This window comes from Lysobacter arenosi, from assembly GCF_016613475.2.
Classification (GTDB): Bacteria; Pseudomonadota; Gammaproteobacteria; order Xanthomonadales; family Xanthomonadaceae; genus Lysobacter_J; species Lysobacter_J arenosi.
Genome location: NZ_CP071517.1, coordinates 1,399,330 through 1,423,043, shown reverse-complemented (window position 1 = coordinate 1,423,043; position 23,714 = coordinate 1,399,330). Strand labels below are relative to the sequence as shown.

The window sequence follows — 23,714 nt, the reverse complement described above, 5'->3', positions numbered from 1 at the left end:
AGGGTCCGCCGGAGGGCACATGAGCGACACATACAGTGGAACCTGCTTTTGCGGCGCGGTCGGCCTCGAGGTGAGCGGGGCGCCCGAGGCGATGGGCTACTGCCACTGCGCGTCCTGCCGCAGCTGGTCGGCGGGCCCAGTCAACGCCTTCACCCTGTGGAAGCCGGGCAACGTCAAAGTCACCCGCGGCGCCGAGCTGATCGGCCACTACGCCAAGACGCCGGGCAGCGATCGCCAGTTCTGCACGCGCTGTGGCGGCCACCTAATGACCCACCACCCGCCGTTCGACCTGACCGACGTCTACGCCGCGACCATCCCGACCCTGGCTTTTTTGCCGACGGTGCACGTGAACTACGGCGAGACGGTGCTGCCGATCAAGGACGGGCTGCCGAAGCTGCAGGACTTTCCGTCCGAGCTGGGCGGTTCCGGGGTGATGCTGCCGGAGTAGGTGTCCGCGCACGGGGAGGGGCTTGGAAGGGGGCTGCCGGGTCCTGAGGCGACGGTGGAACGGTTGCGGCGGATGAACGGGGTGACGCGCGGATTGGCCGGAGGGCGTCCCGGACCCCCGCCCATGCGAGAATGCCGCCCCATCGCGTCGCGCCCCCACCTGCGGCCACTCCACGGATTCCATGAAGACCCCCACCGCGCTGCAGGCGCTCATTGACGACGGCGTTATCGACGAGGTCCTGCGTCCGCTCAAGAGCGGCAAGGAAGCGGCGGTGTTCGTGGTCCGCAGTGGCGACGACGTGCGCTGCGCGAAGGTCTACAAGGACATGGCACAGCGCAGCTTCCAGCAGCGCGTGCAGTACCAGGAAGGGCGCAAGGTGCGCGGCAGCCGCGAGGCGCGCGCGATCGGCAAGGCCAGCAAGTACGGCCGCAAGCAGCAGGAAACCGCCTGGAAGAATACCGAAGTGGACGCGCTGTACCAGCTGCGCGAGGCCGGCGTGCGCGTGCCCGAGCCGCACGGCTACTTCCATGGCGTGCTGGTGATGGAACTGGTCACCGATGCGGAAGGGTTTTCGGCACCGCGACTGGGCGAGGTCGAGCTGAGTCCGGAGCAGGCGCGCGAATTCCACGCGGTGCTGGTGCGCCAGGTCGTGCTGATGCTGTGCTGCGGCCTGATCCACGGCGACCTGTCGCCGTACAACGTGCTGGTCGGTCCGGAAGGCCCGGTGGTGATCGACTTCCCGCAGGTGGTCAGTGCAGCAGGCAACAACGCCGCGCGGCAAATGCTGTTGCGCGACGTCAACAACCTCACCGCCTACCTGGGGCGTTGGGCGCCGGAGTTGTTCGAGACCTGGTACGGCGAGGAGATGTGGGCGCTGTTCGAGGCTGGCGACTTGCACACCGATTCCGCACTCACCGGCAAGTTCACGCATGACGAGCGCCGCGTCGACCTCGACAGCGTCCGCGACGCGATCAACGAGGCCCGCGACGAGGCGCTGATCCGCCAGCAGGGTCGCGAAGCAGCGGCGCTGGCCGACTGAGGGCACGAGAATGATCAACAACGACGTACTGCGCAGCATCCGCTACATGCTCGACCTGAGCGACATCAAGGTCGTGGAGATCACCAAGCTGGCCGATCCGGAGTTCCCGATCGAGAAGGCCGACGTGCTGGCGTTCCTGCGCCGCGAGGACGATCCGGAGTACGCGGAGTGCAGCAGCCGCGTGCTCGCGCATTTCCTCGACGGCCTGGTGATTTACCTGCGCGGGCGTGACGAGAGTCTTCCGCCGCGTCCGGTCGAGAAGCGGGTCACCAACAACGTGGTGCTCAAGAAGCTGCGCGTGGCCTTCGAGATGAAGGACACGGACATGCATGAGACGTTTGCCGCGGCCGGTTTTCCGGTATCGAAGCCGGAGCTGACGGCACTGTTCCGGCAGAGCACGCACAAGAACTTCCGCCTGTGCGGCGACCAGATGCTGCGCAACTTCCTCAAGGGATTGACGCTGCGCGTGCGCGGCGGCTGACGGCAGCAGCAACATCAAGATGGATCCCGGCGTTCGCCGGGATGACAGTGCCGGGCTAGAACTTCTCGCCGACCGGCAGGTAGCGCCACGCGCCCACCGGCATCTTCGCCAGCGGGATCTTGCCGATGCGGATGCGGCGGATCGCCACGACATCGAGCCCCACCTGCGCACACATGTCCTGCAGCTGCCCGGGTCGCACGGCCTTGATCGCGAAGCGCAGGCGGATCTCGTTCTGCCAGCTGACCTTGCACGGTGCCAGTTCGCGGCCCTGGAAACGCAGGCCGCCATTGTTGAGGCGATGCAATCCGTAGGGCGCGATGTCGCCGGACACCTCGACGACGTACTCCTGCTCGATCTGGTCGGCGTCCTCGGTCAGGCGCCGCCACACGCGGCCGTCCTGGCTCAGCACCATCAGGCCACTGGCATCGCGATCGAGCGGGACCAGCGGCGTCAGCCGGATGAAGTGCCGTTGCAGCAGGCGCATGCCGGTCGGGTCATCGGCCCAGCGCGTCGCCGGCGTGACCAGCCCGACGGCTTCCGTGCGACCGCTGATCGCGTCCACGCCGACCGGCTTGTGAAACAGGATCGTGGCCGGTTGCGGCGGCTCCAGGACCGCGTCGGGGTCCAGCTCCACACGCTCGTCCGACACCATGTGCTGCGGCGCCTCGATCACCACGCCGTTGACCAGCACCCAGCCGCCCTCGATGTAGCTTTCGGCATCGGCGCGCGAGCAGCCGGCCAGTTCGGCGACGCGGCGGGAGAGGCGGACAGGTTCGGACACGGGAGGGCCAGGCGGGACGGGTGCGTAGTGTAGGGACTAAGTCGCCGGGCAGGGGTGAGCGTTCATGCACTCCACGCGGGGATCACGCCGGGCTTCCAAGACTGCGCATTCATCCAGTCGCGATTGGAGCCGAGCCATGGAACCCAGCGCCATTACCAATGCCGCCTACACCGGCAGTACCTTCCTCTGGGCATGCGTGTTCATTTTCGCCCTGATCCTGTCGGTGCTGTGGATCCTGGTGCCGTTCGCGGTATTCGGCATCAAGGGATTGCTGCGCCGCATCGCGCGCAGCCTGGAAGTGATCGAACAGCAGAACATCGATCTGCTGGCCCAGGCCCGGCTGTCGCCGCGGGCGGCGGAAACCGTGGTGTATCGCGATGTCCGCCCCGATGGCACGGTCGTGGTGCGCGAGGAACGCACGGTGCCGCCGGCCTGAGCCTCAGAAGAACTCGATCCCGGGCCGCAGCAGCAGCTGGAATACGGCCAGCAGGGCAACGACAGCCAACAGCAGCCATCGCGTCGATCCTGCGCCGGTGCCGCGAGCCTGCAGCCAGTGCAGTCGCCATGCACCTGCCTGCATCCAGACCACGCCGATCCACGCCACCAGCACCGGCAGCAGCACCACCTCGAGTGCTTCGCGCGGCACGCGGAAGGGGATCACCAGCGCCGTGCCGACGATCACCGGCAGCGTGGCCACCTGGAACATGAAGCGCGTGCGTGAGCGCGGCGTGGCGATCTGCGTCGCGTCCTGCGCAACAGCGAGCAGCGGCCGCGCGAGCCACATTGCCGCCAGCGGCATGGCCACCAGCGCGAGCAGAGCGGAGGCTGTTTTCGCCGCTTGGCCCATCTGCAGATAGTCCATCGCCATGCCGACGTCACTGCCGGAGCTGAGTGCGCCGATGACGACCTGCGGCAGCGCCATGAACAAGCCGCAGTAGGCCATCCACACCAGGAACAGGCGCAGCGTCGTGCCGCGCGCATGCCGCAGCAGGGTGATGCAGATCAGCGCCGCAAGCACGGTCGCCAGCGCGCCCGTCCCCTGGAACAGGCTCGCCAACGGGTGCTGTCCGACCCATTTGTGGTTGTTGTGGAACAGCGTTGGCTGCAGGCCCGGTGTCAGCGCCTTGGGCAGCACCAGGAACAGTTCCTGGATGAAGAAGGTGAGGTTGAAGGCGAGGGTGTAGAGCAGCGTCGAGGCGACGGTGAGTGACCGGTCCCAGGCGGGAACCGGTGCAGACGAAGCCGCCTCACGCGACGATCGAAACAGTCCCGTCAGCGCAAGCATCAGCGGGCCGGCGAGGAGCACGATTGCGACTGCGGTGACGATGACGGCCATGTCCTTTCCGGTTCCGTGAATACCGCTGACCATTGCAGCATGGCGTCGCCGCCATCAGCGTGACCTCAGTCGCGATCGGGCGCGCCCAGTGGAAAGAAGGATCGATAAGGTCGGGCCTCGTCGACCGCGCGTGCGAACGACGGCCGCGCCAGCAGGCGCCGGCGGTAGGCGTGCACCGTCGGAAACGCATCGCCGATCGCATGCGTCCAGTCGGCATAGAACAGGAACGGCGCCGCACCGCAATCGGCCAGGCTGAAGTGCTCGCCTGCGGCCCATTGCCGGCCCTGCATCTTCTGCTCCAGCCACGCGTACGAGGTTTCGAGCATGGCGCGGGCCTCGGCAACGCCGTACGGGTCGCGATCCTGCGGCTGGCGGATCGCGTCGAAGACGATCTTCTGCTGTGGCGTGGAGACGTAGTTGTCGAAGAAGCGGTCCATGGTCCGCACCTCCAGCGCCTCGCGCGGATCGTCGGGGATCAGCTTCACGGGTCCCGGATGGTAGAGGGCCAGGTGCTCGATGATGCAGCTGGCTTCGATGACGGAGCGGTCATCGTCGACCAGCACGGGGAAGCGACGCATCGGCCAGATCCGGGTTAGCTCGCGCATCGCCGGGCCTTCGGGATCGTCGAGGAGGCGGAACTCGAAGTGCGTGCCGTTCTCGTAGAGCGCGGTCAGGACCTTCTGGCAATACGACGAGAACGGGTGGGCGTAGAGCTGGAGGGGCATCGAGCGGGCTCCTGGGGCAGGGTGTTGATTGTGCGACGTATGAGGGCAGCGCAAATCGACACTGCCGGCGTCAGGGGCGCACTATGCACGCGCAAACCATCCGACGAGGGCATCGCCATGTGCCGACTCCTTGGGTTTCTGCTCGCTGGTGCGGTGCTGTACCCGCCATCGCCTGCGCATGCCAACGATCCCGCGACGCCACCGGGTCGTCAGCTCATTGATCCGCTGACCACGCGCGATCACCTGCCGCTTCGCCTGGACTGGGACACGCAGATCGGCGGCTTCGACGAGGGCAAACGGCAGACGCTCGCCGTCGAGCCGGTGTTCTCCTTCGGCGAAGGCAGTGGGCGCTGGGTGTCGCGTACGTTGCTGCCGCTGATCCGTGAGGACGGCGTCGATCCGGACGATCGCGTCCAGACCGGCATGGGCGACCTGCTGCAGACGCTCTACTACGTGCCGGCGTCGGTGGCACGGGATGACGGCTTCCATTGGGGCGTGGGGGCCACGCTTCGCGCGCCGACCGCCAGCGACGACGCCCTGGGTGAAGACGAATGGGCACTCGGCCCGGCGTTTGCCGCGGCCTGGATCGGCAGGCGCTGGAGCTGGGGTGCGCAGGTGCAGCATCTGCAGGCGATCGGTGGGGATTCCGACGACGACCCCGATCGCAACTACACCCTGCTGGCGCCCTTCGCCGCGCGTGACCTGTCGGACGACTGGAGCGTGGGTGTGCAGGTCGATGCGGCCTACGATTGGCAGCGCGACCGCATCAAGGGGCCGCTGACGCTGTACGCGCGCCGGGCTGGCGAGGCGTTCGCCTTCGATGCCGGGTTCCGTTACTGGATCGACGGCCCAACTGAAGAACCCGAGTGGGGTGTCCGGTTGGGCTTGACCTGGATCCTCGACTGACCGGATCGAGCGGGCCCTATGCCCGCTTGAAATAGAACCCGCTGTAGTGGTCGATCGTGCAGTCGGGCTCGAACGGCACCTTCAGGAAACGCTCCTTCGATTGCCACTGATCGGCGACTTCATAACCCAGTTTGGCCATGGCTTCGATCAGTTCCGGCTTGGACATCACCCGGTACGGCAGCACCGCCTTGCCGATGTTCTGCAGGGTGACGTAGCCCTGGCTGGGATGGAGCGGTGTCAGGTTCACCAGCACGTGCGGCGGCGGACTCTCCAGACGCGAAAGCAGTTCGGGCAGCGTGTAATCCAGGTACTGCAGCGCGCCGCAGCTGATCAGCACATCGTGTCCGCTGGCGGCATCGGGTTCTTCGGCAAAACGGAGCAGGCGGTCCGGGTCGTACTGCTCTGCCCAGGCGCGGCCGGCATCGATCACGACCGGCACGTCGTGGACGCACCACTGCAGCGTCTGCGGATAGGTCAGGTAGCGTCGGAAGCCGTAATAGGTAACGCCGATGTGGCCTCCCAGGTCGAAGATGCGGTGCCGGCCATCGGCCAGCAGCCGCGACAACCAGTGCACCACCGGGTAGTCGCTGACACGGATGGTGTCGTGGCGGTCCAGGTACATCCCGCCAGAGGCCGGCTGGTTGTAGCTGGTGGGCATCTCGGGCGCGGCGGCCAGCGCCTGGGCGCGCGTATCGAATGCGCCGAAGTAGGCGTTACCGTGGACATAGGGGCGGCTGAACATCCGCCGGTAGAGCGGTTTGGCCAATGCTCGCAGGCCGGGCAACTCCGCGCTTTCCGTTGCGATCCGGCGAAGCTTGCTCTTCATCCAGGCCAGGTTGTGCATTGTCTTCCCCATCGGGTCCCCGTTAGACGAAGCAAACGCAAAGGACGTGGAGAAGGGGACGCGCCCCCGGCCAGCAAATGGGGGCTACTGCCGCAGGTTGTCGAGCTGCCGCAGGTTGTCGAGCCTGGACCGGTCGGCGGCACGGGTGTCGCCGTCACTGAGGGCCTGCGCGCGGGCGAGGGCCTTGGCGGCACGCCGGGTATCGCCGGCGCCCAGATAGGCGCGCGCCAATGCCGAATGGAAGCGGGGCTCGTCGCCGTACAACCGGATTGCCTTGCGGTAATGGCGGATCGCCAGCGCGTACTCGCCGGCACGCTCATGGTTCACCGCCAGCAGGAAGTGGTGGAACGGGTCCTTCTCCTGGATGCGGGCGAGCCGTCGGCGATACTCGGCTTCACGCTTGGCATCGCCGCGGCGGTGCGCCAGTCCGGCCATGTTGAACAGCGCGTTGGTGTTGTCGGGGTCGAGCGACAGGGCTTTCACGTAGTCGCGCTCGGCCGCCTCGGTTTCACCAGTGCGCACCGCGATCACGCCGGCGTTGCTCCAGTGGTTGGCGTAGCCCGGGTCGAGTGCTATGGCCTGGTCGATGTCGCGTTTGGCGGCGACCAGGTCCATCCGCTCCATCGCGGCAATGCCGAGGTTGTTGTAGAAGTGACCGTACAGGCGTGCCTGGCTTATTGGCTGGGGCGGAAATCGGGACATGACCGCATCGCGGCCGACATCGACGCTGTACTGGCGTCCGGCGATGCGGACGACTGCATTGACGTGGTTGCTTCTATAGAGCGTGCCTTCCGACTGGCGCCAGGAGAGTGTCTGCACCAACTCCTGCGGCGTCGCATCGAGACCGGCTTCGCGCGCCAGGGCGAGGAACAACAGGGTGAAGGTCAGGCAGTTCGCCTCTCGCGTGGCATAGGCCGCGGCGACGGTCGTGGTCGCGCTTTCCCGGTAGGTCATGCCCAGGCCCTGCTCGCCGAAAAGGAATTCGACGGTGCGTTCCAGTCGCGCGTGCTGCGAGGGATGGCCGCTCAGGACTTCGGCCTGGTAGCGCGATTGCAGTTCCGCTGGCAACACCATGATCTGCGCCGGCGGCGTTGCGTCGGCGGCGGTGGGCGCCGGTGCGGCAACTGCCAGCGTCGCGGCGATGACCCAGGTGAACATGGCCAGACCCTTCGCGCCACGCGGCGCAGGATGGGCTGGGGGCAGTGTAGACCCGCCGCGGTGGGGTGGCGTGAGTGCACAACGTCATGCCCGTTTGGGCACAACGGCGGGAGCGGGCGCCTCACCCCAGCCGCTGCCCCTCGTCGCTCCCGCGATACCCCGCCGGCACCGGCTGCGCCAGGTAATCCATGGTGAACTCGTCCCCGGCCGCAACCGCCTCGCAGGTGCGCATCGTGCGCCCATCGGTGTCGATGGCGACGTTGGGCGTGACGCTGTGGTTGATGTAGCCGTAGCTGGTGCGGACGCCGCGAACGAGCAGCCGGGACGGATCCAGCGCATTCCATTCCAGTGCGTCGATGACGCCGGGGAATGCCGACACATCGACGATCTGGCCGTCGAGCACGCACAACACCTCGCCGGCATCGCGTGAGCGGGTCGAGAACAGGCCGCGGCCGTGGATGGCGCTGGCGCCCACCACCGCGTCCGCCACGGTCGGCAGGCAGGGCGCGCCGCCAAGCAGCCGTGTCGCCAGCAAGTCGATATCGTCGATCGTCATCGGTTCTCCGTAGCCGGGTCGCTTGTTTTCGGGAATTCAGGTCGCCGGGGCTATGCTCGCCCCTCGATCCACAGGAGACGATCCCATGGCCACTGGTTGGGCAGGCGACGGCGCCGTTCAGGACCAGATCGACGCGACCATCAAGGACGCCATCGAGCGCGCCCGCAGCCAGCTGCCGCAAGGCCCAGGCCTGGTGCATTGCGAGGAGTGCGGCAAGAAGATCCCGGAAGCGCGGCGCAAGGCCGTGCCCGGTGTGCGCCTGTGCGTCGACTGCCAGCAGGCGCACGACGAGGACCAGTCCGCGCACAGCGGTTACAACCGCCGCGGCAGCAAGGACAGCCAGCTGCGCTGAGCCGCCCGGGCGTCACTTCATCGAGTGCAGCCCGAACATGTTGCCCTCGGTGTCGATGGCCAGGGCGATGAAGCCGTACTGACCGATCGAGAACTTCTCCTTGAAGATCTTGCCGCCGCTAGCGGGCACGCGCGCTGCTTCGATCGCGCAGTCCTCACTGATGAAGTAGACCAGCGTGCTGTTGCCGCCGGACGGAACGCCCTCCATCCACACCAGCGAACCGGCGGCGCCGGGCTGGTCAGGCTCCATCGGGAAGGCCCACATTTCGATGCCGGGGCTTTCGAGCTGCTCGAGCTTTCTCGCCAGCACTGCCTCGTAGAACGCGCGGGCGCGGGGCATGTCCTGCACGTAGATCTCGAACCAGCCAACCGGGTTGTTCATGGTGTTGTCTCCGCAATGGAGCGGTGATTCTGGCGGGCGTTTCGTAGGCTGGCGTGAACTCACAACCAGCGCCGGATACGGCGAATGCCACGGTGATCAGATCGATGAATCCGGTGGCCGGTGCCGGTGTCCGTACTCCCAGGCAAATCCGACCACGGCTCCCATCGCGCCGAGAAACAGCGCGACGGCTGCCAAGTCCGGTGTCCGGCCGGCCACCAGGTAAATCGCAAGCCCGATTCCGGCACCGATGGCAGTGGCCAGGCAGAAGCGCCAGTACTCGAGCAACTCCAGTGCTTCGAATGGATCGATCAGAGCCATGGATGTCTCTGTGGTTTTGTCATGTGACGCCGAGCGCGAGCGAATAGAAGCGCGTGCCGGGAATGTGCGTGGTGTTGTACGGCGCTATCTCGACGAACCCCAGTCGGCGATACAGGGCCTGGGCCGATTCCATGCTCGCGAGGGTGTCGAGCCGGAGCTCGCGATAACCGGCTACGCGTGCGGCGTCGATCACCGCTTCGACCAGCCTCCTGCCAAGACCGATGCCCTGGAATCCCGGGCGGACATACAGCCGCTTCATCTCGCCGGTCGTCGCCTCCAGCGGCCGCAGCGCGACGCAGCCGGCGACGTCATCGCCGACGCTCGCGATGAGCAGCGCGCCGCCAGGCGGCACATAGGGCGCGGGCAGCGCCGCAAGTTCGGCCGAGAATCCCTGGTACTCCAGGTCGGTCCCGATCGCCCCGGCGTATTCGCGGAACAGCCTGCGCGCGATGGCGGTCAGTTGGCTGCCATGCACCTGCGTGAGTGTCGGTGAAGGATTTGCTGGTCCAAGCCGGTCCATCTGCCTGCATTCGTGCCGCGGTTGCCCACCGTCTGGCGCGACGCTAACACCCGCGCCGCAAGCCGGACAAGAACGGCCGGTTACCTCAGACGAGCAGGGGCGCAGCCTGTTCCAGGCGTTGTCGCAGCTGGTCGGCCAGGCGCAGGCTCAGGGCGATGATGGTGAAGGTCGGGAACGCCCAGCTGCCGGTCGGGAACACCGAGCTCCCGGCGATGTGCAGGTTGCCGATGCCGTGCACCTGGCAGTTGCGGTCGACCACGCCCAGCTCCGGCGCATCGGCCATGCGCGTGGTGCCCATGTGGTGCGAAGTGCCGAACACCTGCGGCACGCCATTTTCTTCGTCCAGCCACGGTTCGGGCCGGAACTCGCCCTTGCTCACCCGCGCCAGTTCGTCACCGAACAGCCGTGCGGCGGTGCGGTAGGTGTGGCGGTCCAGCTCGGTCAGGCGCCAGTCGACGCTGACCTTGCGCAGTCCGAGCGCGTCGCGCTCCTCACCCAGCGTGATGCGGCTGTCGCGGTTGGGGACCTGCTCGAAGTAGCCGACCAGGTCGACGCGTTCGGTCTTCACCGTCGGCTTGCGTGTGAGCTTGCGGCCGAATGCCTTGGCGATGTCGGCCGCGCCGAGGCCGGCACGCAGCGTCAGCGAGGCGATGTCATCGTCGCTGGGACGCGATTTTGCGATGTAGTCCGGCTCGCCATTCTTGCGACCGCAGACGCGGGCCTTGATCGCCCAGTTTTCGTGGCGCCGGCGTGCGCGCATGATCGCGCGCAGGTCGCGCAATGCCTGCAGGCCTTCGGGCACCGGTTCCTCGAATGCGTACGGCCGGACCCGGCCGCTGAGGATGCGGTGCTGGCGCTGCGCCTCTTCGGAGAGGCAGATTTCCGGGTGCGCCTGCGGCTTGCCCTTGGGGACGTTGCGATCGTATGGGCGGATCACCGAGTCCGGATCGCGGGTGTAAAGCGCGCCGAGCTTGCCGCTGGGGTGGTCCATGAAATAGCGCCCGACCAGATCGTGGTCGTTGCCCAGCCCGTCGGGTTTGACCGAGTTGGACGACAGCAGCAGACGTGCGTTCTCGATGCCGCCGCAGGCCAGCACGAAGTGACGGGCGCGGACCACGCCGCGGTGGCCATCGAGCGTGCCGATGCGCGCCTGCCGGACCGCCGCGCCCGACGGCAACGCCTCAAGCTCGAGCAGGTTGGCGTGCAGCAACACGGTGATGTTGAGGGCGCGTTCGAACTCGGTGCGATACGCCTCGCCGAAGATCATCGGGCTGCTGGCGAAGGTCTTGTGCACGAGTGAATCGGCGTCGAAATCCAGTGTCTGCCGCGAGGACGGCGTCAGGAAGGTGTCTTCGCCGAAGTCATGGGACTCCAGGCCGCAGAACGTGCGGGCCTTCAGGTAGTGCGGCTCCAGGTCGGCGAAACCGATCGGCCAGCCGCTGTGCGGCACCCAGTCGCGCGCTTCCAGGTTGGCCAGCGGTATGCAGCCGCGCCCCCATAGGTTGCAGGTGCCACCAAAGGCGCGAAGGCGCGAAGCGCCGGGGTCGAATTCGGGTACGCCAATCGACGAGCCTTCGAACAGTGCCTGGTTGCGTTCGTCCGCATCGAGGCCGCCGCCTTCGACGATGCAAACGCTCACGCTCGTGCCCAGGAACGCCCAGGCGATGGCGAGGCCGGCCGCGCCGGCGCCGACTATGCAGATGTCGGCCTCAACGTCGGCGGGCGACGAAGCTTTCCTGTAATCGAAGATCAACTGGAGCCCCTTGAGCGGATTGATGCCGGCGCAAGAAGACTCGCTTGCCCCCGGCCTGCTGTAGTTAAACAACGCAGCGCGGGGCGGGGAGGGGACAGTAGGTAAGGAGCTGGCGGCCGCGCCGCTCATGCCAAACAGTTATGTCCTGCGACAACTCGCAAGGGGGGGCGGGCATGCATTGCCCGCCCCGAGGCGCGACGGATTACTGCGCGCTATAGCCGGGAGCCGGCAGGGCCAGGCCCTTGTCGACGGCTTCGCTGATCAGCTTGCGCGTCTCGGCTTCGGCCTTGGCGACAACCTTTTCGTGCTGTGCGCCGAGCACTTCCATCTGCTTGCCCAGCGCTTCCATCGGCTTGCCGGCCTCCTCCATCTGTCGGCCGAGCGCCTCCATCGGTCCGGTGTTGGCATCGAGGCGGCGGGCCTCGGCGTCCACTACCTTGGACTGGTCTTCCATCTGCTGCGCCAATGCATCCTGTTGTTCCGATAGGGCGTCCATCTTGGCCGAGAGCCTGTCCATGTCCGCCTCGCTGGCGCCCTGCATGTCGTCCGCAATCCTGGACTGGCGGTCACCGAGGTCGGACTGCTGCCTGGCAAGGGCTTCCATCTTCCGCGTCGCCGCATCCATCGCCGGGGTCGGCGTGTTGCGCTCGCTCAGCTTCTCCATCTGGTCGCCGAGCGCCTCCATCTTGTTGCCATGCACTTCCATCTGGTCGCCGAGCACTTCCATCTGCTTGCCCAGCTTCGCACTCTCGCGCCACGCCTCGTTGGCCCGGGCTACCGTCGGCGCATCGACGATGACGTAGGACTTGCCGCCGCGACGGAACCAGACGAAGTCGCCCTGCAGGCTGTGCCGGGCCGCCTCGATCTGCGGAAGGTCGTCGGTCGACCCTGACATGGTCACGCCGTCGCGGTCCTTGCTGATCAGGGCATAGGCGTCGCGGGTCTTGCCGGTGTGCAGTTGCAGGGTGTGGCCCCCGCCGGAGAGTGTCGGCGCAGGCTTGGTTGCCGGCGCGGACGCCGCAGTGGGTTGCGATGCGGTGGGCTTGGCGGGGGCGTCACTCTTGTTGATCTGGGCGTGGGCAAAGAACGCCATGCACGCGGCGGCAAGGCCGATCAGCGGGAAGGCGACGCGACCGCTGGCGGCGCGGTGGCCGGGACGGACGAGTTGTTCGATGCGGGACATCAGGTGGCCTCCATGGGCGGCTTGGGCAAGGTGCGGATGTGTGGAGTACGGCTGTGCGCAGTGCGCACGATCGAGGTGGCGCTGCGTGTGGCAGTGTTCGGAAAGTTCGGACAGGGCCAGGGCGAGTCGGCGCGGCTCGCCGGTCACCTGTGCGGCAAGCTGGTCGGCGATGTGTTCGCGTTCGATGCGGATCCGGCGCGACAGCCACCAGGTGACCGGGTGGTAGAACAGCAGCGCCTCGACCACACCCTGCAGCAGGTTGACCAGGTAGTCGTGGCGGCGGATGTGGGCCAGCTCGTGGGCCAACAGTGCTTCGATCAGGTCGACCGGCATGCGCGTCAGCAGGGCCGACGGCAGCAGTACCACCGGGCGCAGCCAGCCAGCCGAGGCAGGGGAGTCGAGCGAGTCGACCAGGCGCAGGGCAACACGCGGGCGCATGCCGAAGCGGACGGCGAGGGCATCCAGCCGTGCCTGCCAGGCGGCATGGCCGGAACCCTGCGGCAGGCCGCGCAGGCGTTCTATCCAGACAAGTCCGGTCGCCATGCGCAGCGACAGCGTGCAGGCACCGGCCGACCAGATCACCACGATCCAGGGCATCGCTGCGTCGATGCGTGCCGGCCATGCCGACAGCGCGGGCACGATGGCGTAATCATTCGCTGCCAGTTGCATGGGCGCAGCGACGATGGCGAACGGCGCGGCCGGTTCGAGCGCGGCTGCAACCATCATGGCCAGGTGAAACGCCGGCACCAGCACGCAGGCCAGCAACGCCGCGCAGGCCAGCGCGTAACGCACTTGCGGTCGCGCGCCCTGCATCAGCTGCAGCGCCAGCGCCGCGACCAGGCCGATCAATGCGCCCTGCCAGACGAAGTGCAGCAGTGCGCGCCCGAGCAGCGCTACCAGTTCGGCCGGATCAAGCATCGGGATTCTCCTTGAGGAAGCGCTTGATCTCCTCGCGTTCCTTGTCGGTGACGTGGTCGCTCAGGGCGGCCAGCACCAGGTCCTTGCCGGAGCCGGCAAAGGCTTTCTGGATCAGGTCCTTGAGCAGGTTGGTCTGCAATGCGTCGCGTGCATGGGCGGCGGCGTAGACGTGCGAGCGCTGGCTTTCGTCGCGGGTCAGCAGGCCCTTGCCGTGCATGATCTGCATCAGCCGCAGCACGGTGGCGTAGGTGAGTTCGGGGCGTTCGGCGATCCGCTCCTGGTGGACGTCCTTCACCGTCGACGGGCCCAGGCGCCAGATCGATCGCAGCAGGTCGAGTTCGGCCGCGGTGGGCTTGGGCGGTTTGGCGGGCTTGCGGGTCATCGACGAATTCGCGGTGGGGTGGCTGGGGAAGAACGTATTCCAACTAGACCGGTTTGTCTAGACAGTTTTGTCTAGGACATAAGTCATGGTGCCGGTCGCCCCGGGGGCCATGGCGTGGCCAATTGGGCCTAGGATCTGCGGGCCCGAAACCTTCACGCACGAGGGAGTCCCGTGATGTCCTTGCATTCGCATCGCTCCGTTGAATGGCTGCAGGTGGTGATCGGCGGCCTGATCGTCGCCATCGGCGACATCTGCTTCGCGACCACGGTCTGGTTCTCCTGGGATGCAGCCGGGATCGAAAAGGTTTTCCAGACGATCGCGGTCGGCGTACTCGGCAAAGCCAGCTACGAGGGCGGGTTGCAGTCGGCATTGCTCGGGGCGGCGCTGCACGTCCTGATGGCCACGTCCTTCGTGGTGATCTACACGCTGGTGGCGCGGCGCGTGCCGGCGCTGCTGCGCAGCCCGTACCTGCTGGGCGCGGCGTATGGCGTCGTGCTGTACGTGGTGATGAACTTCGTGGTGATGCCTTTGTCCCGGGTGGGACGCTCGCCATCGTTCGAGCATCTGGACTGGATCATTGCAAGCGTGATCGCGCACATGGTGTTCGGCGTGGTGTGCGTGCTGTTCGCGCGGCGGGCTTTGGCCCGGGGCTAGCCGGCTGCAACCAACGAACCGTTGCACGTCTCCCTGTCTGGCGATGGGCGATTGTTCCGCCCCGCCAACGGAGTCCGCGATGAAGTCGTCACTGCGTGTATTGCTGCTGTCCGTCCTGCTCGTTTCGCCGATGGCCGCAGCACAGGCGCCTGCCACGGTGCAGGACCCGGAGGCATTCATTGCCGACTACGCCGGCAAGCACCGGTTCAACGGCACGGTGCTGGTGAAGCAGCGCGGGGAAGTGGTCTATTCGCACAGCTTCGGCGAAGCCAACATGGCGCTTGCCGTGCCCAACACGCGACAGACCCGCTACCGCATTGCCTCCATCACCAAGCTGTTCACCGCCACGCTGGTGATGCAGCTGTACGAGGAAGGGAAGCTGGATCCCGAACGCACCATTGCCACCTATCTGCCGGATTACGCCGGGCCGGCCGCGCAGCGGGTGACCGTGCACCAGCTGCTCAACCACACCTCCGGCATCGACAACATGGACAAGGTCACCAGCGCCGAACAGGCCCTCACCGAGGGCATTCCGGCCTACCAGCACCCGTGGACCAGCGACCAGCTGCTGGCGCGCTTCGCCAGCGGGCCGCTGGTGCACGAGCCGGGCAAGGTGTTCGACTACAACAACGGCGACTACGTGATCCTGGGCAAGATCGTCGAGCGCCTGCGTAGCAAGCGCTTCGACGAGGTGCTCGACGAGCGCATCCTGAAGCCGCTCGGCATGGCCGACAGCGCCATGCTGCGCCAGTCCGACATCGTCAAAGGCCTGGCCAGCACGTACTTCATGCGCGACGACCTCGGACGCCTGGTCAACGACCTGCCGGTGTATCCGGAGAACTGGTACGCCGCCGGTGCGATGTATTCCACGGTCGACGACGTGCTCACGTTCTCGGACGCGCTGTTCGCAGGTCGCCTGCTCAGGCAGGCGACGCTGGCGAAGATGTTCACCCCCGGCCTGGATGACTACGGCTACGGCCTGTGGTCGTACACGACCAAGGTGGACGGCAAGCCGTACCGCGTGGTCAAGCGGCCCGGACAGATCATGGGCGCGCAGGCGCAGCTGTACCGCTTCCTCGATGCGGACCTGACGGTGGTGATCCTCAGCAACACCGGCACCACCGATCTCGACGAATTCGTCGCCGCCATCGGCAAGCGCTACGTGGTGGCTCCTGCGGCGAAGCGCTAGGCGTCCATCGCCCGGCGCATCTCGTTCACGTCCAGCTTCTTCATCTGCATCATCGACTTCATCGCCCTGCCGGCGCGGACCGGGTCCGGGTCGGCGATCAGGTCGAGCATCTCGATCGGCACCACCTGCCAGGACACGCCGTACTTGTCCTTCAGCCAGCCGCATTGCTGCGCGGCGGGGTCGCCGCCTGCGGTCAGGTGCTTCCAGAAGTGCTCGACCTCGTCCTGCGACTTGCAGTTCACCATCAGCGATACGGCCTCGTTGAACTTGAAGTGCGGGCCACCGTTGAGGGCAACCATGTCGCAGCCATCGAGCTTGAAATCGACGGTCAGCACCGAGCCGACCGGCCGGCCGGAGCCCTGCGAGGAGGCTTCGTCGTAGCGCAGGACCTTGCCGACGGATGAATCGGGGAAGATCGAAGCGTAGTAATGGGCGGCCTCTTCGGCCTGCGAGTCGAACCAGAGGAACGGGGTGATTCGCTGGAAACGCTGGGTCATGATCGGCTCCTGATGGGGGCGGCGGGTGGACCGGCGCAGCGAGCGCCAGTCTCCTGTGTCGACGATTGGGCAACCGTGAAATCGACATCACGAATTCATGCCGTTCCGTGCCATTGACTCGGGGCAGGGCGGGGCGTATGACCGGGCTTTCGTGTGCAGTCCCCATGCCCAACAGGGAGAGCCGGTCATGCTCAGGAAGGTCGCCTACACCATGTATCCCGTCGCCGACGTGGCGCGCGCCCGCGAGTTCTACGAGAACGCGCTCGGCCTCAAGGCCGGTTCGGTCGGCAACCAGGGCGACAAGTACTGGGTCGAGTACGACCTGCCCGGCGGCGGTTGCTTCGCCCTGACCAACTTCATCGCCGACGCGCCAAGCGAATCGGCAGGCGGCACGATCGCGTTCGAAGTCGAGGATCTCGACAAGCTGGTCGCCGACCTCAAGGGGCGCGGCGTGACATTCCGCGGCGACATGATCCACAGCCCGGTGTGCCGCATGGCCGTTTGCCTGGACAGCGAAGGCAACTCGATCCTGCTGCACCAGCTCAAGGCAGCCTGAGCGCGCGGCGATGCGACAGACGACGGAGACACAGGCACGCACGCGGCCGCGCAAGGCGGTAGCGGCTGCGCCCGCACGCGCGGCGACGCTCGAGCAGCGCCTGGACGATGCGATGCTGCAACTGCGCAAGCGCGCGACAAAAGCCACGCTCGACGGCATGGCCCGCTACGCCATTCCCTCCGATCACGCGATCGGCGTGGCGATGAAGGACATCCAGGCCGTCGCCAAGGCTATCGGCCACGACCATGAACTGGCATTGGCGTTGTGGGACACCGGCGTCTACGAGGCACGCACGCTGGCGGCCTATGTCGACGATCCGGCGCAGGTGACTGCAGCGCAGATGGACCGCTGGTGCCGTGACTTCGACAACTGGGCCATCGTCGACACGATCTGCTTCGTGCTGTTCGACCGTTCGCCGCATGCCTGGCGCAAGGTCGTGCAATGGTCCGGTCGGCGCGACGAACTCGGCAGACGCGCCGCGTTTGCCTTGCTGGCGAGCCTGGCCCTGCACGGGAGGCTCGATGATGCCAACGCGGTCGAAGGCCTGCACCTGATCGAACGCGCCGCCGGTGACGAGCGCAATTTTGTGATCAAGGGCGCAAGTTGGGCGCTTCGTTCGATTGGCCGGCGCAATGCCGGCCTGCACGCGAAGGCAGTCGCTCTGGCCACTCGCCTGGCTGCATCCGAAGTGGCGTGCGAACGCTGGCTGGGCAAGGACGCTTTGCGCGATCTGCGCAAAGCGGCCGTGGTGGAGAAACTCGCCAAGGGCGGTCGAAAGAAGTAGCCGGAACCGTGCCTCCCGGCCTTTGCTGCCGCGCCTGCGACCCGACTACACTCGGCCGAACCGACCGCCGAGACCCGCCTGATGAAGCTTCGTGCTGCAGTTGCCCTGATCGCACTGTCCGGCCTGTACGGCCACGCCATGCCTGCCGCTGCGGCGACGCCCAAGGTCGATGCCAAAACCCATGACAAGGCCGTCGAGCTGCTCGGCAAGGGCGTCGGCTTCCGCACGGTGATGGGGCAGGGCCAGGTGCCGGCCTACGCGCAGTACCTGGCCGACCAGCTCAAGGCCGGTGGCTTCGCCGCCGAAGACGTGCAGGTGCAGACGTATGGCGACACCGCGGCGCTGGTCGCGCGCTACCGCGGCACCGGCGGCAAGCGCCCGATGCTGTTGTCGGCGCACATGGACGTGGTCGAGGCCAAGCCGGCGGACTGGACCCGCGATCCGTTCAAGCTGATCACCGAAGGCGGCTACTTCTACGGCCGCGGTGTCTACGACAACAAGTTCGATGTCTCGGTGATCGTCGCCACGCTGCTGCGCCTGAAGGCCGAAGGCTTCAAACCATCGCGCGACATCATCCTGGCGCTCTCGGGCGATGAGGAAACCGCGATGGTGACCACGCGCGCGCTGAGCAAGCAGTTCCCGGATGCCGAGCTGCTGCTCAACGGCGACGCCGGTGGCGGCACGCTGGCCGCGAACGACAAACCGATCGCCTACAACCTGCAGGCCGCGGAAAAGACCTACGGCACGCTCACCATCGAAGTGACCAATCCCGGTGGCCACAGCAGCCGGCCGCACGCCGACAATGCCATCTACGACCTGGCCAAGGCGCTCGACAAGCTGGCGGCGTATCAGTTCCCGGCCCAGGCCGACGAGCTGACGCGTGCATTCTTCCGCGCCACCGGCAAGCAGACGGCCGGCGCGCTCGGCCAGGCCATGCTGCGTTTCGCCGAAGACCCCAAGGATGCCGAGGCGATCAAGGTGATCGGCGCCGATCCCGAGTACGTCGGCATGATCCGCACGACCTGCGTGGCGACGATGCTGTCGGGCGGCCATGCCGAGAACGCGCTGCCTCAGCGCGCGACGGCGACGGTCAATTGCCGCATCTTCCCGGGCGTCGCGGTCGAGGACGTGCGTCGCCAGGTCGCCGACGTCGTGATCGATCCGGCGGCCAAGCATCCGGCCAAGGTGGAGATCATCGGCGACCCGACGCAGAGCCCGGCCTCGCCGCTGCGCGAGGACGTGATGGCGGCCGTGCGCAAGGCGGTCGATCGTCGCCAGCCGGGTCTGCCGATCGTGCCGCAGATGTCGCCCGGCGCGACCGACAGCCTGCATTTCCGCGCCGAAGGCATTCCGTCCTACGGCGTGTCCGGTCTGTACATGCGACCGACCGACGACTTCGCGCACGGTCTCAACGAACGCGTTCCGGTGTCCGCGCTCGATCCGGATCTCGATCATTGGCACACGCTGCTGACCGAGCTCGGCCGCTGACCTGCTGATGCTTGACGGCGTGTCCACGTGCAGGTGATGCACTGGGCACGCGCATAGCGATCGGCTATCGAATTCATCCGATCAAACGATTTCTCCTCTGGTTGAGCGAGGGCTAGCCTCGCGCCGGGACGCCGTGTCCGGCGTCCTGGCAGCAGCGTCAATCAACCAGTCAAGGGAGAATGACCATGAGGCAAACACCATTACCGCGGCTGTGGCCGCTGTGGTTGATCAGCATCAGCGTGCTCGGTATTTCGTGCATGGCACTGGCAGACGATCCGCCCGCCACCAGCTATGCACCGGTGACGCCGAGCGACAGCTTCGCCAATGTCAAAAAGCGCATGGAAGGCGACAAGGGTGGCGTGATGAAGCGCCAGAACAGCCTGCTCGCCGAACGCTACGACCTGTCCAACAAGGCCGCGCAGGGCGTGACGATGTCCGGCGGCAAGGCCGTGCAGGCGGGTGTGCGGGCGAAGCTGCCATCGGGTGTGAGCTGGGACCAGCTCGGTGGCATGAGCGCGGAGCAGATCAAGGAGCGCGGTGCGTTCCCGCTCGGCTTCCTGCCGCTGCCGCATCCCAACCATCCCGAAGGCGGCATGTTGTTCCCGCAGTTCCACATCGACGCGGTCAAGAAGGCCGAGCAGCGCGACCTGACCCGTTTCGATCTCGATTACGACCTGCCGGCGCATTTCCTTCCGGACTTTCCCGCGCCGATCTTCCTGACCACGCGGCCCGACCTGGGCGACGTGTCGAAGGGACAACTGGTCACCATCAACAACTACTACGAGCTGTTCAACGGCCTGCTCAACCCCAAGCAGCTCGAAGGCCTGCGCCTGCTGGTCACGCCGTTCCCGCAGCAGCAGTTCAACCAGACCGAGGATCGCCGCTCGGCGCTGCCAAGTCGCGGCGTGGCTTGCCTGGATTGCCATGCCAACGGCCATACCAATGCCGCCACGCACCTGGTCGGCGACATCCGGCCGCAGCAGTTCCGTCACCGCATCGACACCCCGCCACTGCGCGGCGTCAACATCCAGCGGCTGTTCGGTTCGCAGCGCGCCCTGAAGACGGTCGAAGACTTCACCGAGTTCGAGCAGCGTGCGGCCTACTTCGATGGTGATCCTGTAATTGCCACCAAGAAGGGCATCAACATCCTCGACCGCGGCCACCAGGTGCATGCGATGGGCGAGTTCCAGGCGATCCTGGACTTCCCGCCGGCGCCGAAGCTCGACGTGTTCGGGCGCCTGGATCCGGCCAAGGCCACCGAGCCGGAGAAGCGCGGCGAGGCGTTGTTCTTCGGCAAGGCCAAGTGCTCGGGTTGCCACACGCCGCCGTATTACACCGACAACTCGATGCACAACCTGCAGGTCGAGCGCTTCTTCAAGCCGCAGATGATCAATGGCCGTTTCGCCAGCGCCGACGGCCCGATCAAGACCTTCCCGCTGCGCGGCATCAAGGACTCGCCGCCGTACCTGCATGACGGCCGCCTGCTGACGCTGGAGGACAGCGTGGAGTTCTTCAACATCGTCCTGCAGACGCGCCTGCAGCAGCAGGAGAAGGATGATCTGGTGGCCTTCCTGCGCCAGCTTTGATGGTCGGCGCGCGCCGCGGGCGACCGCGGCGCGCGCTTCTTCACGCGAACCGCCAGACGCGGTCAAGTAACGCCATCGCCTCCACGCCATCACGGGTCATTCACTGCGCGGACACGACCATCGACCGCGTTGCATCCGTGGACGCGCCCCATTCAACTTGCGCCGGAAGTCGCGGCGAACGTCCCCACGTCTGTCCGGCGCAAACCCTGCGCAGGACGGTCCTCATGTCGCCAAAGCAGGAGCGGGATGGACGGATTCTTGAACGATGTGGTGCGCTTCTACACCGACCTGATCGGGCGCACGCAGGGACCGATGACGTTCCGGTTGTTCCTGCAGCCCGGCATGGCCCTGCTGCTGGCGTTCCGCGACGGATTCAAGGACGCCAGGATCGGCCGGCATCCGTACTTCTGGACCATCATGCACGACCCGATCCGGCGCGAAGCCTCACTGCGCGAAGGGTTCAAGGCCACCGCCAGGATCCTGGTCCTCGGCCTGGTGATGGACACGATCTACCAGTACAAGGTGTTTGGCACGTTCCACGTGCTTGAAGCGCTGAACGTCGCGCTGATCCTCGGCTTCATTCCCTACTTCCTTTTCCGCGGCCCGGCTGACCGGATCGCGCACTGGTGGTTGAAGCGCAAGGCCGGAGCCCTCTGAGCCATGTCACCGATCCTTCCCGAAGAACGCGATCCCGAACTGAAGCTGTCGGCCAACCTGCCCAGGCCGCCGTATGACACGACCGACGAGAAGTCGGTCGAACTGTCCTCGCGGCGCACCGGGATGTCGTTCCAGCGCACGCGGATGAGCGCCGACCGCACGTTGATGTCGGTGATCCGCACCGCGCTGTCGCTGATCAGCTTCGGCTTCACCATCTTCCAGGTGTTCAAGAAGATGCAGGACTCGAAGCTCCTCGAGGGCAGCGGCAACGAGCCGCGCAACTTCGGCATCGCCCTGGTCCTGCTGGGAATGGTGATGCTGACACTGGGGATCGTCTACCACATCGACTACATGCGCGGACTGCGCGCCGAGCGCGTGCGCATGATCGAGCAGGGCCTGGTCCACGGCGAGAGCAAGTACCCGGTTTCGCTGACCCTGATCACCGCGGCCCTGTTGTGGCTGCTGGGCCTGGTGGCTGCGGCCAGCATGGCGTTCAACGTTCCATTGCTGGGCTGAGCAAGCGCGGGCCCGGCGATCAAGGATCCCAGCACGTCGCCTGCAGGTGACGGCGGTGCTGTGACGCGAAGTCCCCACTGGTTACCGGAGGAGTAGCAATGGCAACAGCAAAGAAGGCCGCGAGCAAGGCTGCGGCAAAACCGGCAGCGAAGCCTGCCAAGGCGCCGGCCAGCGGCAAGAAGCCGCCGAACATCCTCGTGATCTGGGGCGACGACATCGGCATTGCCAACCTGAGCTGCTACAGCCGCGGCCTGATGGGCTACCAGACGCCCAACATCGACCGCATCGCCAGCGAAGGCATGTTGTTCACCGATTCCTACGGCGAGCAGTCCTGCACGGCAGGCCGCTCGTCGTTCATTACCGGCCAGAGCGTGTACCGCACCGGCCTGTCCAAGGTCGGCATCCCGGCCGCACCGCAGGGCCTGCAGCCGGAGACGGTGACCACCGCCGACCTGCTCAAGGACCGCGGTTACGCGACCGGCCAGTTCGGCAAAAACCACCTGGGCGACCTCAACAAGTTCCTGCCCACGGTGCACGGCTTCGACGAGTTCTTCGGCAACCTCTACCACCTCAATGCCGAGGAAGAGCCCGAGATGGCCAACTATCCGAAGGACCCGCGCTTCCGCGAGCACTTCGGCCCGCGCGGCGTGCTGCATTGCTGGGCCACCGACAAGGACGACACCACGGTGCAGGAGCGCTGGGGCAAGGTCGGCAAGCAGAAGATCAAGGACACCGGCCCGTTGACCAAGAAGCGCATGGAAACCTGCGACGACGAGTTCGTCGAGGCCGCCAGCGACTTCATCAAGCGCCAGCACAAGGCCGACAAGCCGTTCTTCGTGTGGCTCAACACCACCCACATGCACCTGTTCACCCACACCAAGAAGGAAAGCCTGGGGCAGGCCGGTCGCTGGCAGTCGCCGTACCACGACACGATGATCGACCACGACCGCAATGTCGGCCAGATGCTCGACCTGCTCGACGAGCTCGGCATCGCCGACGACACCATCGTGATGTATTCGTCCGACAACGGCCCGCACATGAACACCTGGCCGGATGGCGGCATGACGCCGTTCCGCAGCGAGAAGAACACCAACTGGGAGGGCGCCTTCCGCGTGCCGCTGCTGGTGCGCTGGCCGGGCCACATCAAGGCCGGTTCGGTGTCCAACGAGATCGTCCAGCACCACGACTGGCTGCCGACGTTCCTGGAAGCGGCGGGCGACACGAGCGCTGCCGACCGCCTGAAGAAGGGCGCGACCGTCAACGGCAAGAAGTTCAAGAACCACATCGACGGTTACAGCTTCCTGCCGTACCTGACCGGCAAGGCCAAGGAAGGGCCACGAAAGTTCTTCTTCTACTTCAGCGACGACGGCGACGTGCTGGCAGTGCGCTACGACCACTGGAAACTGGTCTTCATCGAGCAGCGCTGCAAGGGCACGCTGCAGATATGGGCCGAGCCGTTCACCAAGTTGCGATTGCCAAAGCTCTTCAACCTGAGAATGGACCCGTTCGAGCGGGCGGACACCACGTCGAACACGTACTACGACTGGTGCCTGAACAACATGTACTTCCTGTACGCGGCGCAGGCGGCAGCGGCGCAGTTTGCCGCCACGTTCAAGGATTTCCCGCCGGCGCAGAAGCCGGGCAGCTTCACCATCGATGACGCCCTGTCGAAGATGGCCGAAGTCCCGTCCGGCGCAAGCTGACAC

The 23,714-nt window shown here is 66.3% G+C and carries 28 protein-coding genes; 15 read left to right on the top strand and 13 right to left on the bottom strand.

The window, feature by feature from the left end; all coding sequences use genetic code 11:
- Positions 1–19 precede the first annotated feature (19 nt).
- The 3 genes from HIV01_RS06740 (at position 20) to HIV01_RS06730 (ending at position 1,968) form a co-directional block, all read left to right on the top strand.
- The gene (locus HIV01_RS06740) at positions 20–448 is read left to right on the top strand and encodes a GFA family protein (RefSeq protein ID WP_245156933.1); all 429 of its coding nucleotides are present in this window, start codon (positions 20–22) and stop codon (positions 446–448) included.
- A 181-nt stretch (positions 449–629) separates the two neighbouring features.
- Complete coding sequence (locus HIV01_RS06735; RefSeq protein WP_200605641.1) at positions 630–1,487, top strand: PA4780 family RIO1-like protein kinase; 858 nt, start codon at positions 630–632, stop codon at positions 1,485–1,487.
- Positions 1,488–1,497: 10 nt separating this feature from the next.
- The gene (locus HIV01_RS06730) at positions 1,498–1,968 is read left to right on the top strand and encodes a YehS family protein (protein ID WP_200605640.1); all 471 of its coding nucleotides are present in this window, start codon (positions 1,498–1,500) and stop codon (positions 1,966–1,968) included.
- Positions 1,969–2,023: 55 nt separating this feature from the next.
- Here the strand turns inward: HIV01_RS06730 and HIV01_RS06725 are convergent, their stop codons facing one another.
- On the bottom strand, positions 2,024–2,749 hold the full coding sequence (locus tag HIV01_RS06725; protein ID WP_200605638.1) for an rRNA pseudouridine synthase: 726 nt from the start codon (positions 2,747–2,749) through the stop codon (positions 2,024–2,026).
- 136 nt (positions 2,750–2,885) lie between these two features.
- Here HIV01_RS06725 and HIV01_RS06720 point away from each other — a divergent pair, with 136 nt between their 5' ends.
- Entirely contained in the window at positions 2,886–3,185 is a 300-nt protein-coding gene (locus HIV01_RS06720; protein WP_200606410.1) for a hypothetical protein, read from the top strand.
- A gap of 3 nt (positions 3,186–3,188) precedes the next feature.
- On the opposite strand, the gene HIV01_RS06715 is transcribed toward HIV01_RS06720, so the two are convergent.
- Both HIV01_RS06715 and HIV01_RS06710 read right to left on the bottom strand, forming a co-directional pair.
- A complete protein-coding gene (locus HIV01_RS06715; RefSeq protein ID WP_200605636.1) occupies positions 3,189–4,085 on the bottom strand; it encodes a hypothetical protein in 897 nt (298 codons plus the stop codon).
- A 65-nt stretch (positions 4,086–4,150) separates the two neighbouring features.
- Complete coding sequence (locus tag HIV01_RS06710) at positions 4,151–4,810, bottom strand: glutathione S-transferase family protein (RefSeq protein WP_200605634.1); 660 nt, start codon at positions 4,808–4,810, stop codon at positions 4,151–4,153.
- A 117-nt stretch (positions 4,811–4,927) separates the two neighbouring features.
- Here HIV01_RS06710 and HIV01_RS06705 point away from each other — a divergent pair, with 117 nt between their 5' ends.
- Positions 4,928–5,716: a transporter gene (locus HIV01_RS06705; RefSeq protein ID WP_200605632.1), complete on the top strand. Its 789-nt coding sequence runs from the start codon at positions 4,928–4,930 to the stop codon at positions 5,714–5,716.
- 16 nt (positions 5,717–5,732) lie between these two features.
- Here HIV01_RS06705 and HIV01_RS06700 read toward each other — a convergent pair whose 3' ends face one another.
- From HIV01_RS06700 to HIV01_RS06690, 3 genes are all read right to left on the bottom strand, one after another.
- Positions 5,733–6,560, bottom strand: a complete 828-nt coding sequence (locus tag HIV01_RS06700) for a TIGR04325 family methyltransferase (RefSeq protein ID WP_207527120.1) — start codon at positions 6,558–6,560, stop codon at positions 5,733–5,735.
- Positions 6,561–6,644: 84 nt separating this feature from the next.
- Positions 6,645–7,718, bottom strand: coding sequence for a tetratricopeptide repeat protein (locus HIV01_RS06695; RefSeq protein WP_200605628.1), 1,074 nt, complete (start codon positions 7,716–7,718; stop codon positions 6,645–6,647).
- 121 nt (positions 7,719–7,839) lie between these two features.
- Positions 7,840–8,274, bottom strand: a complete 435-nt coding sequence (locus tag HIV01_RS06690) for an SET domain-containing protein-lysine N-methyltransferase (protein WP_200605626.1) — start codon at positions 8,272–8,274, stop codon at positions 7,840–7,842.
- Positions 8,275–8,359: 85 nt separating this feature from the next.
- Between HIV01_RS06690 and HIV01_RS06685 the strand changes: the two genes are divergently transcribed.
- Positions 8,360–8,626 (top strand): DksA/TraR family C4-type zinc finger protein, encoded by a 267-nt coding sequence (locus tag HIV01_RS06685; RefSeq protein ID WP_200605624.1) that lies wholly within the window; start codon positions 8,360–8,362, stop codon positions 8,624–8,626.
- A 12-nt stretch (positions 8,627–8,638) separates the two neighbouring features.
- On the opposite strand, the gene HIV01_RS06680 is transcribed toward HIV01_RS06685, so the two are convergent.
- The 6 genes from HIV01_RS06680 to HIV01_RS06655 form a co-directional block, all read right to left on the bottom strand.
- On the bottom strand, positions 8,639–9,007 hold the full coding sequence (locus tag HIV01_RS06680) for a VOC family protein (RefSeq protein ID WP_200605622.1): 369 nt from the start codon (positions 9,005–9,007) through the stop codon (positions 8,639–8,641).
- 96 nt (positions 9,008–9,103) lie between these two features.
- On the bottom strand, positions 9,104–9,325 hold the full coding sequence (locus HIV01_RS06675; protein ID WP_200605620.1) for a hypothetical protein: 222 nt from the start codon (positions 9,323–9,325) through the stop codon (positions 9,104–9,106).
- A 19-nt stretch (positions 9,326–9,344) separates the two neighbouring features.
- Positions 9,345–9,845: a GNAT family N-acetyltransferase gene (locus HIV01_RS06670; protein WP_200605618.1), complete on the bottom strand. Its 501-nt coding sequence runs from the start codon at positions 9,843–9,845 to the stop codon at positions 9,345–9,347.
- An 85-nt stretch (positions 9,846–9,930) separates the two neighbouring features.
- On the bottom strand, positions 9,931–11,598 hold the full coding sequence (locus HIV01_RS06665) for a GMC oxidoreductase (protein WP_200605616.1): 1,668 nt from the start codon (positions 11,596–11,598) through the stop codon (positions 9,931–9,933).
- Positions 11,599–11,800: 202 nt separating this feature from the next.
- Positions 11,801–13,699: a M56 family metallopeptidase gene (locus HIV01_RS06660; protein WP_200605614.1), complete on the bottom strand. Its 1,899-nt coding sequence runs from the start codon at positions 13,697–13,699 to the stop codon at positions 11,801–11,803.
- Positions 13,692–14,081 (bottom strand): BlaI/MecI/CopY family transcriptional regulator, encoded by a 390-nt coding sequence (locus tag HIV01_RS06655; RefSeq protein ID WP_200605612.1) that lies wholly within the window; start codon positions 14,079–14,081, stop codon positions 13,692–13,694. The genes HIV01_RS06660 and HIV01_RS06655 overlap by 8 nt, the downstream gene beginning before the upstream one ends.
- 174 nt (positions 14,082–14,255) lie before the next feature.
- On the opposite strand from HIV01_RS06655, the gene HIV01_RS06650 reads away from it, so the two are divergent.
- Both HIV01_RS06650 and HIV01_RS06645 read left to right on the top strand, forming a co-directional pair.
- The gene (locus HIV01_RS06650; RefSeq protein WP_200605610.1) at positions 14,256–14,735 is read left to right on the top strand and encodes a hypothetical protein; all 480 of its coding nucleotides are present in this window, start codon (positions 14,256–14,258) and stop codon (positions 14,733–14,735) included.
- A gap of 79 nt (positions 14,736–14,814) precedes the next feature.
- Positions 14,815–15,924 (top strand): serine hydrolase domain-containing protein, encoded by a 1,110-nt coding sequence (locus HIV01_RS06645; RefSeq protein ID WP_200605608.1) that lies wholly within the window; start codon positions 14,815–14,817, stop codon positions 15,922–15,924.
- Here the strand turns inward: HIV01_RS06645 and HIV01_RS06640 are convergent.
- Positions 15,921–16,421 carry a VOC family protein gene (locus HIV01_RS06640; protein ID WP_200605606.1) on the bottom strand — a complete coding sequence of 167 codons (501 nt, stop codon included), beginning with the start codon at positions 16,419–16,421 and terminating at the stop codon, positions 15,921–15,923. The two genes, HIV01_RS06645 and HIV01_RS06640, sit on opposite strands and share 4 nt — an antisense overlap.
- A 187-nt stretch (positions 16,422–16,608) precedes the next feature.
- Between HIV01_RS06640 and HIV01_RS06635 the strand changes: the two genes are divergently transcribed.
- The 7 genes from HIV01_RS06635 (at position 16,609) to HIV01_RS06605 (ending at position 23,711) form a co-directional block, all read left to right on the top strand.
- Positions 16,609–16,977, top strand: a complete 369-nt coding sequence (locus HIV01_RS06635) for a VOC family protein (protein ID WP_200605604.1) — start codon at positions 16,609–16,611, stop codon at positions 16,975–16,977.
- A 10-nt stretch (positions 16,978–16,987) separates the two neighbouring features.
- Positions 16,988–17,761 carry a DNA alkylation repair protein gene (locus tag HIV01_RS06630; RefSeq protein ID WP_200605596.1) on the top strand — a complete coding sequence of 258 codons (774 nt, stop codon included), beginning with the start codon at positions 16,988–16,990 and terminating at the stop codon, positions 17,759–17,761.
- Between the two features lie 81 nt (positions 17,762–17,842).
- Positions 17,843–19,249 carry a M20/M25/M40 family metallo-hydrolase gene (locus HIV01_RS06625; protein ID WP_200605590.1) on the top strand — a complete coding sequence of 469 codons (1,407 nt, stop codon included), beginning with the start codon at positions 17,843–17,845 and terminating at the stop codon, positions 19,247–19,249.
- Positions 19,250–19,434: 185 nt separating this feature from the next.
- Entirely contained in the window at positions 19,435–20,835 is a 1,401-nt protein-coding gene (locus HIV01_RS06620) for a hypothetical protein (protein WP_200605589.1), read from the top strand.
- Between the two features lie 246 nt (positions 20,836–21,081).
- Positions 21,082–21,492: a hypothetical protein gene (locus HIV01_RS06615; RefSeq protein ID WP_200605588.1), complete on the top strand. Its 411-nt coding sequence runs from the start codon at positions 21,082–21,084 to the stop codon at positions 21,490–21,492.
- Positions 21,493–21,495: 3 nt separating this feature from the next.
- Positions 21,496–22,008, top strand: a complete 513-nt coding sequence (locus tag HIV01_RS06610; protein ID WP_200605587.1) for a YidH family protein — start codon at positions 21,496–21,498, stop codon at positions 22,006–22,008.
- A 98-nt stretch (positions 22,009–22,106) separates the two neighbouring features.
- The gene (locus HIV01_RS06605; RefSeq protein WP_200605586.1) at positions 22,107–23,711 is read left to right on the top strand and encodes an arylsulfatase; all 1,605 of its coding nucleotides are present in this window, start codon (positions 22,107–22,109) and stop codon (positions 23,709–23,711) included.
- Positions 23,712–23,714 lie beyond the last annotated feature (3 nt).